The sequence below is a fragment of the Gaoshiqia sediminis genome (assembly GCF_025907915.1).
Taxonomy (GTDB): domain Bacteria; phylum Bacteroidota; class Bacteroidia; order Bacteroidales; family Prolixibacteraceae; genus Gaoshiqia; species Gaoshiqia sediminis.
Window position 1 is genome coordinate 142,685 of the sequence record NZ_JAPAAF010000007.1, and the last position, 15,172, is coordinate 157,856.

Consider the following 15,172-nt stretch of genomic DNA (forward strand, 5'->3'; position numbering starts at 1 on the left):
TGACCGGAAAAAATATTTTAATGATATCTTTGCCAGCACTATTGCAGTATCAGAAATCCAATTTTGAAGAATAAGAGGCAGAATATATACTTCGTTTCCGATGTCCACCTTGGGGCACCGGCTTTAACCAACAATCCGGAACGCGAAAAGCTGTTCGTGCGTTGGCTCGACGAAATAAAGGAAGATGCAGCCATGCTTTTTTTGATGGGTGACATCTTTGATTATTGGTTCGAATACAAGAAAGTTGTGCCTCGCGGGTTTACCCGTACTTTAGGTAAAATAGCCGAAATAACCGATTCCGGAATTCCGGTTCACTTCTTCACCGGAAACCACGATATCTGGGTGTTTGATTACCTGCCAACCGAACTCGGTGTTCATGTGCATTACCATGAAATGCGCGCATCGTTTGGCGGGAAGAAATTTTTCCTGGCACATGGCGATGGATTAGACCCATTCGACACCGGATATCATTTGCTGAAAAAAGTTTTTACCAACCGCTTTTTTCAATGGTCTTTTTCACACGTCCACCCCAATATGGGAATTGCTCTGGCCCATGCCTGGTCGAAAAAGAGCCGGCTGACGAAAGGGATGGGCGAACCGTTTAAGGGCGATGAAAAAGAAGGACTTTTTGTTTTTGCGAATTCCGTGCTCGAACAGGAGGAAGTTGATTATTTTATTTTTGGGCACCGGCATTTGTTGCTAAATTTGCCGATTGGGAAAAATTCGCGTTATATCAATCTTGGTGATTGGATCAACCATTTCTCATACGGCGTGTTCGACGGCGAAAAATTTGAATTAAAAACGTACAAACGATAACAGGCTGCCAGGTCTGAAGAATTGAATGCTATGACAAAAAAGGTCTATACAAGAATTATCGGTACCGGAAGTTATATTCCTGAGAGGAGAATCCAGAACGATCATTTTAAGGATTATGTCTTTTATGATCCCTCCACGCACAAACCATTCGATAAAACAAACGAGGAGATTATCACGAAGTTCCATGAAATAACCAATATCAGTGAAAGGCGATGGATCACGGATCAAATGGTGACTTCTGATATGGCGGCCATTGCTTCGGAGAATGCCTGCGAAGCTGCTGGTGTCGATGTCAATACGCTTGATTTTATCGTGTTGTCCCACAATTTTGGGGACGTTGCTCATGGAAATACCAGCGTCGATACCCTTCCTTCGTTGGCAAATAAAGTGAAAGCAAAGCTGAAAATTACCAATCCAGCCTGCGTTGCGCATGACCTGATTTCCGGCTGCCCCGGATGGACACAGGGCATGATTGTAGCCGATGCTTACATACGAAGTGGGATGTACAAGCGTGGTCTGGTGATTGGCGCTGATGTGCTTTCGCGCATTTCTGATCCGCACGACCGCGATACCATGATTTATGCCGATGGGGCCGGGGCCACCATTGTGGAAGCTGTGGAGAGTGACGAGCCAACCGGTATTCTCAGTCATGCCAGCCGTTCCGATTCCGATCCGTATGCCAACCTGTTGTATTTTGGCAAGTCCTTTAATAAAGAGGTTGATGAAAAGAATCTCTATATCAAAATGGCTGGGCATAAATTGTATGTGTATGCCATTACCCATGTGCCAGGCGTGGTGAAGGACAGTATTGAGATGGCGGGATTGCAACTGCACGACATCAAAAAAGTCCTGATTCACCAGGCCAACGAGAAAATGGATGATGCCATCCTGAAAGGCGTGTTCAAGTTGTATGGCGAAAAGAAAGTGCCTCACGACTTGATGCCCATGAGCATCCGTAAGCTGGGCAACTCATCAACCGCGACTGTACCAACGCTGCTAGACTTGGTGGTGCGTGGGGATATGGAAGGGCACCAGATTAATCCGGGCGATTACGTCATTCTATGTTCGGTGGGCGCCGGTATGAATATCAATTCCATTGTTTACAAGTGGTAAGTTAATCTGCACAAAATAAAAAAGAGCTGTCGCGAATTAAATTGCGACAGCTCTTTTTGTTTCAGCTAATTTCAATAAAGCTATTCTGGTTGAACTAACGGGGTTAATTCCGGCTTCGGAATTGTGGCTTACGATTGTTGCGGTTTCCTCCCTGCGCTGAATTGGCGAAACTATTCCTGCGCGGCGGTCTTTGTTGCTTCGAAGGGCTTTTGGTCAATTCCTCTTCTTCGTCGTCCGGAAACGGGTGATCAGTTATCACCGGGATCTGCTGATCAATCAGTCGTTGAATATCACGCAGATAGGCTCTTTCCTCTACTTCGCAAAACGAAAGGGCTGTGCCGCTGGCATTGGCCCGTCCGGTCCGGCCAATGCGGTGGACGTAGGTTTCGGGGATATTGGGCAGGTCGTAGTTGATTACCAACGACAACTGTTCCACATCAATTCCGCGGGCAGCAATGTCGGTGGCCACCAGTACGTTTGTTTGGCCGCTTTTAAAGTTGCCCAGTGCGCGCTGCCGTGCTCCCTGTGATTTATTGCCATGAATGGCTGCGGATTCGATCCCTGCTTTCTCAAGCGACTTCACAATTTTGTCGGCACCGTGCTTGGTCCGTGAAAAAATCAGCGCCGAGTCGAACCTTTCGGTTTGAAGCAGATGGACCAAGAGTTTGGACTTCCATTTCCTGCTCACGAAAAAGATGGATTGATCCACTTTTTCGGCGGTGGTTTGCTCCGGCTTAACAACTACTTTTTCGGGGTTGCCCAAAATTTTCTGCGACAACTCAACAATGGTTGGAGCCATGGTGGCCGAAAAGAAAAGCGATTGCCGCTCATGGGGCAATTTCGCGATCAGTTTTCGGATATCATGAATAAATCCCATGTCGAGCATCCGGTCGGCTTCGTCCAATACAAAATATTCAATGTCTTTCAAGGTGATGTAACCTTGTTCTATCAAGTCCAACAAGCGTCCCGGTGTGGCAATCAAAACGTCCACCCCGCGGCGTAGGGCCTGTGTTTGCGCCTCTTGCTTTACTCCGCCAAAGATGACCGTATTGGTCAGCCCGGTATATTTTCCGTAAGTCGAAAAGCTTTCGGCAATTTGTATGGCCAGTTCCCTGGTGGGTGTAACTACCAGTGCTCTGATTTTTCGGATTCCCCGGTGCTGTGGGCGGTCAAGATAAAGACGTTGCAGGATGGGAATGGCAAAAGCGGCCGTTTTTCCCGTGCCTGTTTGAGCCGAACCGAGCAGGTCTTTTCCGTCAAGCAAAATGGGGATTGATTGTTCCTGGATTGGAGTTGGAGTGGTGTAGCCTTCGTCTGCGAGGGCTTTCAGTATGGAATCGGTGATTCCTAATTCTTTAAAAGTCATGTATAAAATTAAAGGGGCAAAGGTAGTCGAATTGTTTGGATATTCTTGTTTTTCTGAAATTAAGGCGTGTTTAACTGTTCATTTGGGATGTTTACTTTGTTTGGCACTATTGCTGGATTTCGTGTATGCGTTGCTAGTCAGTTGATTGGATCTGGTTTTCGCATGGTTCACTTTCGTTTGAATGATATGTTAAAAGATTGATAAGAACACATTCGGTGTCGATTTTTCAATAACTGGCTGCCTTAGATTCCAAAAACCTGATTCATCAGCAACGATAATGACAAGGTTCCTGTCAGAAGCCACAGCACAATTCCGAGCAGTAAACTTTTAAGGCCTGCTTGCTTCATTTCCTTCAGCGACATGTTGGTGCCAATCAGCAGCAGGGCGATTACCATTCCGCGTTTTCCTAACCAGTTTAGGTGATCAAAAGTCGGCTCCCAGTGCGGTAAAAAATGGGCTGCCGCCAATGCCAGCACAAACAGGGCAATAAACCATGGAATTTTCACCTTTCCTTTCTGGTCGTCTTTGTTCACCGTGGCGATCAGTAGCGAAAGCGGAATGATCCACAAGGCACGGGTGAGTTTTACAGTGGTGGCAATTTCAAGTGCTTGGGGGCCGTAAGTTGCGCCGGCGCCCACCACCGAGCTGGTATCATGAATGGCAATGGCGGACCACATTCCGAAAACTTCCTGCCCCAGGTTAAAGTGATGGCCGATGAACGGGAAAATCAGCAAGGCTACGGCGTTCAATATGAAAACAACAATCAGCGAAAAGGAGATTTGGTAGTCTTTTGCCCGGATCACCGGAGCGATGGCAGCGATGGCGCTTCCGCCGCAAATGGCCGTTCCGGATGCAATTAGCCAGCTGATCTTTTTCTCCACGCCGAGAAGCTTTCCAATCAGTAACCCCATTGTTAGGGTGAATGTGACAGAAGAAGCTGTCAGGAAAAAGCCACTTTTCGAGGCCTGGATAGCCTGCGAAAGGTTCATCCCAAACCCCATCAGTACGATGGCTGCCTGTAATACCAGCGGGGTGAATTTGGAGAAACCGGTATTTTTCAGTCCCGCAAAAGATAACGCCAGTCCGGCAATCAGCGCCATGGCTGGCGATACAAAGGGCATAAAACACAGCACGATGGTGATGCTGTAAATGATCCGGGTGGTTTTTGGGTTCAAATTCATGGGTTTGTTTCCTTGGTGATGTGGAAACAAAAGTAGCACCGGCGTATAATTTAAGCAAATATAAAAATATCATTCAAGATAACTAAAAGTTATATTGAAGCAAGAAATTCCGGAATAATTCGGGGATGTTCATGGTTGGGCCCTGGCGTTGGGCGAGCCTGAATTTACGGTTGATTTGAAAATCTTTCACTGCGATTTTCCGGATAGTTTTTAGTTGAAGCTCTTTTTTGATGGCTTTACCCGAAACCAGGGCAATACCGTCAAAATTGGGCAGGAAATTTTTAATGGCTTCGGTGCTGCCCAGGTGAAGGACGATGTTGAGCTTCTCCGTATTTACTTGTTGCTTAGTTAGTTCGTGTTGGATTACTTCCAGTGTTCCCGACCCCGGTTCTCGTAAAACTAGCGGGATTTGCTGCAAGTCGGACACTGTCAGGTTCTTGAGTTTTGCATAAACACCATCGGCTGAAGTAACGGCCACAATTTCATCATCCAAAAAATCAACATACCTGATGTTGGACTGCGACGAATCGTTTTCAACCAACGCCAGGTCAATCTCGCTGTTCAGCAGTTTCTGTTCCATTTCCAGCGAGTTGCCGTTCCGTAAATCAAGCTTGATTTGCGGGTAGCGCTGGTGAAATGCTGCCAGCACACCGGGAATGAGGTATTGTGCGATGGTGCTGCTGGCCCCAATCCGCAGCGAACCTTTATAGGTGTCGTTCAGACGGCCCAACTCAAATTCCAGTTCTCTGTATTGTTCTTTAATTTGCTTCAGCTGACGGTAACAGAGTTTTCCGGCTTTGGTCAGGTATATTTTGTTGCCTTTCCGGTCAAACAGGGCCGTGTTGAGTTTATTTTCCAATTCCCGGATGTGCCGGGTTACGGCAGGCTGACTGATAAACAAGGCTTCAGCCGCTTTCGAAAAGCTCAGGTTTTCGGCCACCGATAAAAACACTTCGTCGCGGTAATCCATGTTTGGTCAATTATGTTACAGTTCAGTCGATCTTTTTTAATGGGAACAACTCACCAACTAATTGGTTCCAAGCCGTTCCTGACAAGAAAATCGTTGGTCTGGCTAAAATGCTTGTTGCCGAAGAAACCACGGTTGGCCGAGAGGGGGGAGGGGTGTACCGAGTTCAGTACCAGATGTTTGCTTTTGTCGATGAACTCGCCTTTGCGGATGGCATAGTTTCCCCACAGAATGAATACGACGTGTTGTTTCTCCGCATTGATTTTATGAATGACTGCATCGGTAAACTCTTCCCAGCCCTTTTTCTGGTGCGAGCCGGCTTGTCCGGCGCGTACCGTCAGTGTTGCATTGAGCAGCAACACGCCTTGCCTGGCCCAACCCGTAAGGTTTCCACTGGACGGGATGGGTTTGCCCACGTCGCTTTGCAGTTCTTTGAAAATGTTGCGCAGGCTGGGCGGAAAATCGATACCATCGTTTACCGAAAAGCATAGTCCGTGTGCCTGTCCGGGGCCGTGGTATGGGTCTTGCCCCAGGATGACCACTTTCAGCTGATCGAACGGACACTGGTCGAACGCGTTAAAGATGAGTTTGGCTGGCGGGTAGATTTTCTGCGTACGGTATTCGTCGTGCACAAAGCGGCCCAGACTTTCGAAATAGGGCTTTTCAAATTCGTCGGCCAGCAGGTTTTTCCAGCTGCTTTCAATTTTTACGTCCATGCGGTGGATTGTTTGTTTGGTAAGCGAAAATAAGGTTTCTGTTTCAGCTTTCAAATTTCTTTTCTCTTCCCGTTCTTCTTCGTACTTTAGCTGGCAAATCTTCAAAAACATGGACATAATCTATCTGCTTGCCGGTCTGGCTGTTGGTTTTCTGTTGGCCTTTTTATGGTTTAAACTGAAGTCGAAAACATCGGAAAACACCTTGCTGGCCATGCGTGCCGAGTATGAAAAGAGCAAAATTCAGCTGGAAGAACGGCTGGTCTATTTGCAGGATGACAAAGAAAACCTGGCTGCCCGACTTGTGCAGGCCGAAGCTGATAACGACCAAAAATCGCAGCGCCTGGCCAAGGCCGAAGTCGAGTTTGCCAACCTGCGCGAAAAGCTGGTCACGCAAAAGCAGGAGATGGAGGAGTTGCAGAAGAAATTTACCACTGAATTTGAAAATATTGCCCACAAAATATTGAAGCAGAATTCGCTGGAATTTACCCAGGTGAACCAGAAGAATATCAGCGAAATTCTGAACCCGCTGCGCGAGAAAATCCAGCTTTTTGAGAAGAAGGTGGAGGATACTTACGAAAAAGGGCTGAAGGACCAAACCGACCTGAAAGCCGAACTGAAAAAGCTGCACGACCTGAACCTGAAAATCAGCGATGAGGCCAACAACCTGACCAAAGCGCTGAAGGGCGATGTGAAAAAACAGGGTAACTGGGGCGAGGTTATTTTGGAGCGCATTCTGGAGCGTTCGGGCCTCACCGAAGGGCGCGAGTACGAAAAGCAGTTCAGCACAGTTGGCGAAAGCGGCCAGCGGGTGCAGCCCGACGTGGTTATCCATCTTCCCGATCAGAAACATATCATTGTGGACTCGAAGGTGTCGCTGGTGGCGTACGAACGTTTCGTGAATGCTGCCGACGAACCCGACCGAAGCCGTTTCATCAAAGAGCATTTGCTGAGCATCAAAAGCCACGTCAAGTTGCTCAGTGATAAGCATTACCAAAATGCCCCCGGCCTGAACAGCCCCGACTTTGTGCTGCTTTTCGTGCCCATTGAGTCGTCGTTCAGCGTGGCTATCGAGGCCGACCATGATTTGTTCTCTTATGCCTGGGACAACAAGGTCGTCATCGTCAGCCCATCTACTTTACTGGCAACTTTGCGTACAATCGCGTCAATCTGGCAACAAGAAAACCAAACCCGCAACGCGCTCGAAATTGCCCGGCAGGGCGGGGCGCTGTACGATAAGTTTGTGGCTTTCATTGCCGATCTCGAAAAAATTGGCAACAACCTGGAGCAAACCCGTAAAAACTACGACCTGGCCATGAACAAGCTCTACGACGGGCGCGGCAATCTGATACGATCGGCCGAAAAACTTCGCGAACTTGGCGCCAAAGCCAGCAAGGAACTTCCGCAGAAATATCTGGAAGAGTAGAACGATCTTGTATGCTTGTCTTTTTCTAATTTATGTTCTAAAAATTGTTTCAAAAGCTAGTTGATTTATCAATAAATGTGTATTTTACATTTGTTCAATAAATCAATCTAACTTTTGTTTTTATGAGAAGAATCTCTTTTATGCTTTTTGCCAAGGCATTTTGTGTCCTGGTGTCTGCTATAATTTTTATGGTTTTTTCTGCTCCTGTTCATGCACAGGATGATGCTTACTGGATGGGATTGCCCACAAAAAACCCGGCTGCCATTGGTTCACCGACCGATTGGGTGTATGGCGGCTATTTCTTTTCAAATTTTGATCATGCCATCTCTGGATATAGTGGCGGCATTGATTATCAGATTAGTCCAAAAATCGGAACGCTTGGTTTTAATTTCGACAGGGAAGAGTATGATTTATTACGTGTTTGCCAGTTTCAGATGAATTATGCCTACACGTTTTCTTTTTTCGAAAAGGGACAGATGAGTTTCGGGGCTGCTGTCGGTATTATGGATTACAAGAATAAGTTGAGTCAATATGGGCTTGATCTGTTCGATCCTTACTTCTCCGGATTGGATGATCAGGTTTGGGTCCACCTGAAAAGCAGTTTGGGTTGGTATTTCCGATCGGACCGATTGGATTTGGGAATGAGCTATTCGCGCTGGGACGAAGTGAAAGATGAAATCAATGATGATTCAAATTATTATTCGCTGGAAGGCCCGGGTGGTGTTTTTACGCTTTTGGGCGCCTACCGGATACATGTGAACGGGAAACTGAGAGTTGAACCGAACTTAGTTCTGGATTTTACGGAAGGAAATACCGATACCTATGCCGGTGTTTTCTTTAAATACAGGGATCGCATTTGGGCTGGCTACAGCAGTTTGGATTTTGATGATCTTCACTCTATTATAGCCGGTTGCGATATCAAAGGCAAGTACCGGCTTGGATACAGCTACAATTTCCCCAAATTATTTGACGGTGATTACTTGAATTACCATGAACTTATATTGGCTTTCCGTTTGAAGTAGCCTTGAATCAAAAAGAGGCTGAAAAAAGTTCTTGACCAGATCATCCTGAACTTGTTTCAGGATCTGTCTCTGGCTTACTAAAAAAAAGGGTCATTCTGAATTTTTTTCAGATTGACCCTTTTCAACTTTTAAAACCACGCAACGAAGATTCTATTTCAGCTTCGCAATTTGCTCTTCCAGTACTTTGATTTTTGCTTCGGCATCGACTTGTTTGGCGCGCTCTTTGGCAACCACTGCCTCGGGCGCTCCGGCGACAAACCGTTCGTTGCTCAGTTTGCCCATCACCGATTTCAGGAAGCCTTGCGTATATTTCAACTCTTCTTCCAGTTTTTTCAGTTCTTCTTCCACATCCACCAAATCACCCAGCGGGATGAAGAAGGTACTCGATTTTACGAGGAACGACGCAGCGCCGATTACTTCTTTTTGCACCTCATTGTAGGTTGAAAGGTTTCCAAGCTTGGATACTACTGCATTCAGCTCAGCATGGTAGCCTTTGTCGCCCGGCATTACAAAAAGCTCCAGCGCATCCTTATTGGGGATGTTGTTTTTGGTGCGGATATTCCGGATGCCTGAAATGGCCTCTTTGGCATCCTCGAACTGTTGCAGGAAGTTTTCATTGTATCCGGTCGATTTCGGCCAACTGCTTACCATGATGCTTTCGCCATCCTGACGTTCTTTCAGATACTGCCAGATCTCTTCGCTCACAAACGGCATAAACGGATGGATGAAACGCAGCACCTGGTCGAAAATATCAACCAGCTCGGCGTAGGTTTTTCCGTCAATCGGTTGTTGATAGGCAGGTTTCACAAGTTCGAGCAACCAGCCCGAGAATTCGTCGCGAACAGTAGTATAAACACTCATCAACGCGTCGGAAATGCGGAACTTGTCGAAATGATCGTTTGTTTGCTCGACAATTTGGCTGAACTTTTGGCTGAACCATTCAATGGCCAGTTTTGAGTGTTCGGGTTGTGGGATTTTGTTGTCCACTTCCCAGCCTTTCACCAAGCGGAACGAGTTCCAAAGCTTGGTGACAAAGCCTGCGCCCTGTTGCGGAAGGCTCTCGTCGAACAGCAGGTCGCCACCAGCAGGCGAGCACAGCAACATGCCCACGCGCACGCCATCAGCGCCGTAAGTGGCGATGAGATCAAGCGGGTCGGGCGAGTTACCCAGCGATTTCGACATTTTGCGGCGCAGCTTGTCGCGCACCATGCCGGTGAAATACACGTTTTTGAACGGGAATTGGTCGCGGTACTCGTAACCGGTAATAATCATGCGGGCTACCCAGAAGAAGATGATGTCCGGGGCGGTCACCAGATCGTTGGTAGGGTAGTAGTATTGAATTTCCTTGTTTTCAGGATCGCGGATACCATCGAAAACAGATATTGGCCACAGCCAACTGGAGAACCATGTGTCCAATACATCTTCGTCCTGTTTCAACTCGGCTACTGTTAAGGCGGCATTGCCGGTTTTTTCTTTGGCTAGTGCGAGTGCTTTTTCATCGCTTTCGGCAACCACATACGAGCCGTCGGGCAGATAATACACCGGAATACGATGTCCCCACCACAACTGGCGGCTGATGCACCAGTCCTTGATGTTTTCCATCCAGTGGCGGTAAATGTTTTTGAATTTCGGCGGGTGGAATTGGATAGTGTCGTCCATCACATTCGTGAGGGCCGGTTTCACCAGCTCTTCCATTTTCAGGAACCACTGTGCCGATAGTTTCGGTTCGATAGCCACGTGGGTACGTTCCGAATAACCTACTTTGTTGGTGTAGTCTTCAATTTTGGCCAGGTTGCCTGCTTTTTCCAGTTCGGGGATAATGGCATCGCGAACGGCAAAGCGGTCTTCGCCAACGAACAGGCCGGCAGCTTCGCTCAGGGTACCGTCGTCATTGAAAATGTCGATGCCCGGCAGGTTGTATCGCATACCGATTTCGTAGTCGTTGATGTCGTGCGCCGGGGTAATTTTCAAACAGCCGGTACCGAACTCCATATCAACATATTCATCTTCGATGATAGGGATTGAGCGTCCAATCAGCGGAACCAGCACCCGTTTGCCTTTCAGGTGTTTGAAACGCTCGTCGTTTGGGTTGACACAAACGGCCGTATCGCCCAAAATGGTTTCCGGGCGGGTGGTGGCAATGGTCACAAAATCAGAAGCCCCTTCTATTTGATATTTCAGGTAGTACAGTTTCGACTGCACTTCTTTATAAATCACTTCTTCGTCGGAGAGGGCGGTTTTGGCTGCCGGGTCCCAGTTTACCATGCGTACGCCGCGGTAAATCATGCCTTTTTCATACAGATCGACAAAAGTTTTGATGACCGATTCGCTGCGGGGCTCGTCCATCGTGAAGCAAGTGCGATCCCAGTCGCAGGAAGCGCCTAGTTTTTTGAGCTGTTCCAGGATGATGCCGCCGTGCTTATGTGTCCATTCCCAGGCATGTTGCAGGAATTCGTGGCGGCTGAGGTCAAACTTGGAGATGCCTTGATCTTTCAGCTTTCCAACCACCTTGGCTTCGGTAGCAATCGACGCGTGGTCGGTCCCGGGCACCCAGCAAGCGTTTTTGCCGAGCATACGTGCGCGGCGGGTCAGGATGTCCTGGATGGTATTGTTGAGCATGTGCCCCATGTGCAACACGCCCGTAACATTGGGCGGCGGAATGACGATGGTGTAAGGCTCGCGCTCGTCGGGCACCGAGTGGAAAAAACCTTTTTCCATCCAATACCGGTACCATTTATCTTCAACTTCTACAGGACTGTACTTACTGGGAATCTCCATGATGATGCGATTTTTTACTAATTCGGATTTGAGCCACAAAAATATAAAAATTCCCGTATCGAAAGGCGTTTTCCCAGTCAAGCAATCATGAAGAAACACGGCGGGAACCATTTCCCATGGGGTAGGGTTATTTCCGGACGATATCCGGGAAATTATGGATGGCGAAAGATATAAATCTGCTGAATGAAAGCAAGACTGGCTCAGAAAACATAAAATTCGCTAACTTGTGGGGCGGAAGAGAATGGCGATAGATTGGATGATTAGTGGGATAGGAAAATGGTAATGTAGGAAAGATAGGCGAATAGAAAGTGGACAAGACAATGAGAGAAACAGTTAGAATAGGTAGTAAAGAATTTGTATCAAAAAAGGAAGCTTTAAATTATTACAAGGCGATTCTTAATTCTTATGAATTTGGTGAAACAGTAAAAAAAGATGACTTTATAGATATAATGGATTTGCTTGAAACCCACCCAAAGGTAACTGAAAAGATTAGGTGTCGGAATTGATAAGGTGAAGATTGCAAGGTTAAAATACAATACAAAATCTTTTGAATTAGTACGATTGGATGGTTCAACAGAATATTTTTCATACACAAAAAGAATTAATTCACCAAAATCTGGTTTTACAAGATTCAGTGAAGCTTGCAGGCAAGTTATTCAAGAAGATTTAAGAAGCGTAAAAGTCGATTATTTCGCCAGATATTCAAAAAAGGGACGGGTAAAATGCCAGGAAACAGGAGAATTTTTAACCTATGAAGAACTAAGTCTTGATCACAGACAACCCAATACCTTTTCCGTAATAGTGGACAGATTTATAGAATTGAAGAAAATTGATCTGAATGAAATTGAATACATTCAAATTGATGGTGGCCCCAATGAGCTTAAAGATAAAGATTTAGAAGAGGAATTTAGACAGTACCACAAAAGCAAAGCAAATTTGAGAATTGTGAAAAAGAATTTGAATTTAGGACGTTCATTTCAGGCAAGGATTAACAGGCAAAATAAGGATTTGAAAATAATGGATGATGAATAGAAAGAAATCATTTTAGTGAGGTATAATCAATCATGCTACGTAAACAAAAATCGACATATGACTTTGAGCATCGGGAGAAAATCATTCTTCGCGATTTTTTGGCGCTGGAGCGTACACGTTTGGCCAACGAGCGTACTTTTTTCGCCTACATCCGAACCTCGCTTTACCTGGTGCTGGCCGGCATTGCTTTCTTGCAGTTGGAGGGTTTCGACAAGCTGCATTGGTTGGGCTATTTGTCGCTGGCACTGAGTGTGGTGTTTCTGGTTTTCGGGGCCATCAAGTTTTATCACCTGAAAAATAAGCTGAAAAAGTTTTACACCAACACCGGCACCCCGCTCGACGAATCGTTGCCCGATGAATAAAAAGCGATGTAATTGATGTTACACCCGTCCTAAATGAATGAGCGCATCGCCCTGATAAACGATGGGGGCGTGGTTGAGGCCGATGATGTAACCGCCCTCGGGCATTTTTACCTGATGCTCAAAACGTCCGTACGGATCGGAAATGCTGCCGATGATATCTCCTTTTTCAACTTTGGAGCCGTCTTTTACCTGAAAACGGAACATTCCGCCATGACGCGCCCGGATCCAGGTGGCTTCTCCGATAATGATGGGTTCCTGATTGGGGAAGGCGGCCAGTTCGGGTGTGAAGTCGCGCATGCCCAAGTGGTGCATCACCCGCATGATACCGGTGGTGCCTCGCATGGTAATGCGGTTGTGGATGTCGAGCGATTTGCCCCCTTCAAACAACAACACCTTTTTGCCCAGTTGCGTGGCTACCTGGCGGAACGATTTATCGCGGTCGGGTGCATAGACGATGAAGCGCGGGTTGAAAACCTGGGCCAGTTCCAGCAGCTCGGGCTTTCCTTTGCTGATACGTATCTGTGAGCTGTTGAAGCGGTTGGCCCCGCCCGTGTGAAAATCGATGCAGTAGTCCACATGCGGGAGTACCTTGTTCATGATGTGCCAGGCGAACAGGCTGGCCAGCGAACCGTTTTTAGCGCCGGGGAACATGCGGTTGAGGTCTTTCCCATCGGGGTACTCGCGTGTTTGGTTCAAAAAGCCGAACACGTTGAGTGCGGGAATGCAGATAACGGTCCCGCGCTGTGGCTTGTTCAGCTTTTTGGCAATCAGGTTGCGCACAATCTCCACGCCGTTTATCTCGTTGCCGTGGATGCCCGCGTTGAGCAACAACACCGGGCCAGCTTCTTTCCCATGTTCAATGATTACCGGCACCTCAATTTGGTTATGGGTGTGCAGACGGGCCGTATCCAGGATGACCACGGCTTTTTTTCCCGGCTTGATTTCGGTATCGAGCATGGTAAACGGTGTGTTCTTATTCTTCATGGCGGTTAAACGTTTCGTTCCACGTAGCGGATGATGTTGTTGGCAATGTCCTTGCCGGTGGCGGCTTCAATGCCTTCCAAGCCGGGCGACGAGTTAACCTCGAGGATGAGCGGTCCGTGTTTGGACTGGAGCATGTCCACCCCGGCAATGCCCAATCCCAGTACGCGGGCGGCTTTCAGGGCGGTGTTTTCTTCTTCTTCTGTCAGCTCGATGAAGCTGGCCGTTCCGCCACGGTGTAGGTTAGAGCGGAATTCGCCCTTTTTCCCTTGACGTTTCATGGCTCCCACCACCACGCCATCCACCACGAAGGCCCGGATGTCGGATCCTTTGGCTTCGGAGATGAATTCCTGGACAATTACTCTGGCCTTCAGTCCGTTGAAGGCTTCGATGACCGATTCTGCGGCATTGTCGGTTTCGGCCAGAACCACTCCCAATCCCTGGGTGCCTTCCAGTAGCTTGATGACTACCGGTGCGCCGCCAACGCTTTTTACAATGTCTTTTACATTGCGCGAGTAGTTGGTGAAAACCGTTTTGGGTAAGCCCAAACCAGCCCGGCTCAAAATTTGGAGGCTACGCAGCTTGTCGCGCGAGCGAACCAGCGCCTGCGATTCGATGGCGCTAAATACTTTCATCATCTCGAACTGGCGTACCACCGCCGTTCCGAAGAAAGTAACCGATGCGCCAATGCGTGGAATGACGGCATCCACATTGTCGAGCATGTGCCCTTTGTAGATGATGCCGGGCTTCTTTTTTTCGATGACTAGGTCGCACTTGGAGTGGTCAACCACTAGCATTTCGTGCCCTTTTTTCTCGCCTGCTTCCACCAGGCGTTTGGTTGAGTAGAGATGTTGGTCTCTGGATAAAATGACGATTTTCACGTTTCTATATTAGGATTAATGGACGATGTTTTCTCTGATATCAGGCCTCACCGGGATTTTAAGCGGAACGGTCTGTTTTACAGCAGGCGGACGGTTTTCTTTATCCCGTTGGATGAAAGATTCGCCTTGGCGCTGTCAACCACAAACCTCTTCGAGAGAAATTTCCGCCCGAGCAAAACCGGGAACTTCATGTTCCCGCGTTCAGTGAGCGTGAGCTCCAGCGGCATTTCCTGTCCAAAAAGGATGATAGTGGTATTTATGCTGTAACGCTCTTCAATCTGGCCGTTCGAACTGCGCACCTTTTTTTTCGAAAAGCGGTCAAAGATAAATTCTTTGTTGTGATATTTTTCATGTTCAGGATCCAAAAAAAAGCAACGCAGTTTTTTTGTCCCGGCCTGGCTGATTTCTTCAATGTCGTGACAATGAAAGCTAGACGTATAGGCGCCTGTGTCCACTTTCACCTCAATGTTTTCGAGCTGAAGTCCGGGGAAGTCTGCCAGGTCCTGCCTACCAATCAAGGTTCTTGCTTTCATG

General features: G+C 47.5%; 15 protein-coding genes. 7 read left to right on the forward strand and 8 right to left on the reverse strand.

Annotation, left to right across the window (positions count from 1 at the left end; all coding sequences use genetic code 11):
* Nucleotides 1–63: 63 nt before the first annotated feature.
* Both N2K84_RS07545 and N2K84_RS07550 read left to right on the forward strand, forming a co-directional pair.
* Entirely contained in the window at nucleotides 64–816 is a 753-nt protein-coding gene (locus N2K84_RS07545; protein ID WP_282591181.1) for a UDP-2,3-diacylglucosamine diphosphatase, read from the forward strand.
* A gap of 30 nt (nucleotides 817–846) precedes the next feature.
* Nucleotides 847–1,929: a 3-oxoacyl-ACP synthase III family protein gene (locus N2K84_RS07550; RefSeq protein ID WP_282591182.1), complete on the forward strand. Its 1,083-nt coding sequence runs from the start codon at nucleotides 847–849 to the stop codon at nucleotides 1,927–1,929.
* A gap of 103 nt (nucleotides 1,930–2,032) precedes the next feature.
* On the opposite strand, the gene N2K84_RS07555 is transcribed toward N2K84_RS07550, so the two are convergent.
* The 4 genes from N2K84_RS07555 to ung all read right to left on the reverse strand — a co-directional run bounded on the left by N2K84_RS07555 (nucleotide 2,033) and on the right by ung (nucleotide 6,270).
* Complete coding sequence (locus tag N2K84_RS07555) at nucleotides 2,033–3,295, reverse strand: DEAD/DEAH box helicase (protein WP_282591183.1); 1,263 nt, start codon at nucleotides 3,293–3,295, stop codon at nucleotides 2,033–2,035.
* Between the two features lie 242 nt (nucleotides 3,296–3,537).
* Nucleotides 3,538–4,476: a YeiH family protein gene (locus tag N2K84_RS07560; protein WP_282591184.1), complete on the reverse strand. Its 939-nt coding sequence runs from the start codon at nucleotides 4,474–4,476 to the stop codon at nucleotides 3,538–3,540.
* A gap of 82 nt (nucleotides 4,477–4,558) precedes the next feature.
* Complete coding sequence (locus tag N2K84_RS07565) at nucleotides 4,559–5,446, reverse strand: LysR family transcriptional regulator (protein WP_282591185.1); 888 nt, start codon at nucleotides 5,444–5,446, stop codon at nucleotides 4,559–4,561.
* A 50-nt stretch (nucleotides 5,447–5,496) separates the two neighbouring features.
* Nucleotides 5,497–6,270 (reverse strand): uracil-DNA glycosylase, encoded by a 774-nt coding sequence (ung, locus tag N2K84_RS07570; RefSeq protein ID WP_282591186.1) that lies wholly within the window; start codon nucleotides 6,268–6,270, stop codon nucleotides 5,497–5,499.
* Here ung and N2K84_RS07575 point away from each other — a divergent pair.
* Together N2K84_RS07575 and N2K84_RS07580 are read left to right on the forward strand one after the other, a co-directional pair.
* Entirely contained in the window at nucleotides 6,269–7,582 is a 1,314-nt protein-coding gene (locus tag N2K84_RS07575; protein WP_282591187.1) for a DNA recombination protein RmuC, read from the forward strand. The genes ung and N2K84_RS07575 overlap by 2 nt on opposite strands.
* A gap of 122 nt (nucleotides 7,583–7,704) precedes the next feature.
* The gene (locus tag N2K84_RS07580) at nucleotides 7,705–8,604 is read left to right on the forward strand and encodes a type IX secretion system membrane protein PorP/SprF (RefSeq protein WP_282591188.1); all 900 of its coding nucleotides are present in this window, start codon (nucleotides 7,705–7,707) and stop codon (nucleotides 8,602–8,604) included.
* Between the two features lie 150 nt (nucleotides 8,605–8,754).
* Here the strand turns inward: N2K84_RS07580 and N2K84_RS07585 are convergent, their stop codons facing one another.
* Nucleotides 8,755–11,382 (reverse strand): valine--tRNA ligase, encoded by a 2,628-nt coding sequence (locus N2K84_RS07585; protein ID WP_282591189.1) that lies wholly within the window; start codon nucleotides 11,380–11,382, stop codon nucleotides 8,755–8,757.
* A 320-nt stretch (nucleotides 11,383–11,702) separates the two neighbouring features.
* Here N2K84_RS07585 and N2K84_RS07590 point away from each other — a divergent pair, with 320 nt between their 5' ends.
* From N2K84_RS07590 to N2K84_RS07600, 3 genes are read left to right on the forward strand one after another with little or no spacing between them, the layout of a single operon-like run.
* Nucleotides 11,703–11,888, forward strand: a complete 186-nt coding sequence (locus N2K84_RS07590; RefSeq protein ID WP_282591190.1) for a DUF3223 domain-containing protein — start codon at nucleotides 11,703–11,705, stop codon at nucleotides 11,886–11,888.
* A gap of 4 nt (nucleotides 11,889–11,892) precedes the next feature.
* Nucleotides 11,893–12,414 carry a hypothetical protein gene (locus tag N2K84_RS07595; RefSeq protein WP_282591191.1) on the forward strand — a complete coding sequence of 174 codons (522 nt, stop codon included), beginning with the start codon at nucleotides 11,893–11,895 and terminating at the stop codon, nucleotides 12,412–12,414.
* A 32-nt stretch (nucleotides 12,415–12,446) separates the two neighbouring features.
* A complete protein-coding gene (locus N2K84_RS07600) occupies nucleotides 12,447–12,776 on the forward strand; it encodes a DUF202 domain-containing protein (RefSeq protein WP_282591192.1) in 330 nt (109 codons plus the stop codon).
* A gap of 18 nt (nucleotides 12,777–12,794) precedes the next feature.
* On the opposite strand, the gene N2K84_RS07605 is transcribed toward N2K84_RS07600, so the two are convergent.
* The 3 genes from N2K84_RS07605 to N2K84_RS07615 all read right to left on the reverse strand — a co-directional run bounded on the left by N2K84_RS07605 (nucleotide 12,795) and on the right by N2K84_RS07615 (nucleotide 15,171).
* Nucleotides 12,795–13,760: a succinylglutamate desuccinylase/aspartoacylase family protein gene (locus N2K84_RS07605; RefSeq protein ID WP_282591193.1), complete on the reverse strand. Its 966-nt coding sequence runs from the start codon at nucleotides 13,758–13,760 to the stop codon at nucleotides 12,795–12,797.
* Nucleotides 13,761–13,765: 5 nt separating this feature from the next.
* Nucleotides 13,766–14,638 carry a 30S ribosomal protein S6--L-glutamate ligase gene (rimK, locus tag N2K84_RS07610; protein ID WP_282591194.1) on the reverse strand — a complete coding sequence of 291 codons (873 nt, stop codon included), beginning with the start codon at nucleotides 14,636–14,638 and terminating at the stop codon, nucleotides 13,766–13,768.
* Nucleotides 14,639–14,715: 77 nt separating this feature from the next.
* Nucleotides 14,716–15,171, reverse strand: a complete 456-nt coding sequence (locus N2K84_RS07615) for an ATP-dependent zinc protease family protein (RefSeq protein WP_282591195.1) — start codon at nucleotides 15,169–15,171, stop codon at nucleotides 14,716–14,718.
* Nucleotide 15,172: the final 1 nt, after the last annotated feature.

Coding starts and splice junctions, on each gene's coding strand:
- N2K84_RS07550 (WP_282591182.1), top strand. CDS start 847: ATGACAAAAAAGGTCTATACAAGAATTATCGGTACCGGAAGTTATATT.
- N2K84_RS07555 (WP_282591183.1), bottom strand. CDS start 3,295: ATGACTTTTAAAGAATTAGGAATCACCGATTCCATACTGAAAGCCCTC.
- N2K84_RS07560 (WP_282591184.1), bottom strand. CDS start 4,476: ATGAATTTGAACCCAAAAACCACCCGGATCATTTACAGCATCACCATC.
- N2K84_RS07565 (WP_282591185.1), bottom strand. CDS start 5,446: ATGGATTACCGCGACGAAGTGTTTTTATCGGTGGCCGAAAACCTGAGC.
- N2K84_RS07575 (WP_282591187.1), top strand. CDS start 6,269: ATGGACATAATCTATCTGCTTGCCGGTCTGGCTGTTGGTTTTCTGTTG.
- ung (WP_282591186.1), bottom strand. CDS start 6,270: ATGTTTTTGAAGATTTGCCAGCTAAAGTACGAAGAAGAACGGGAAGAG.
- N2K84_RS07580 (WP_282591188.1), top strand. CDS start 7,705: ATGAGAAGAATCTCTTTTATGCTTTTTGCCAAGGCATTTTGTGTCCTG.
- N2K84_RS07585 (WP_282591189.1), bottom strand. CDS start 11,382: ATGGAGATTCCCAGTAAGTACAGTCCTGTAGAAGTTGAAGATAAATGG.
- N2K84_RS07590 (WP_282591190.1), top strand. CDS start 11,703: ATGAGAGAAACAGTTAGAATAGGTAGTAAAGAATTTGTATCAAAAAAG.
- N2K84_RS07600 (WP_282591192.1), top strand. CDS start 12,447: ATGCTACGTAAACAAAAATCGACATATGACTTTGAGCATCGGGAGAAA.
- N2K84_RS07605 (WP_282591193.1), bottom strand. CDS start 13,760: ATGAAGAATAAGAACACACCGTTTACCATGCTCGATACCGAAATCAAG.
- N2K84_RS07615 (WP_282591195.1), bottom strand. CDS start 15,171: ATGAAAGCAAGAACCTTGATTGGTAGGCAGGACCTGGCAGACTTCCCC.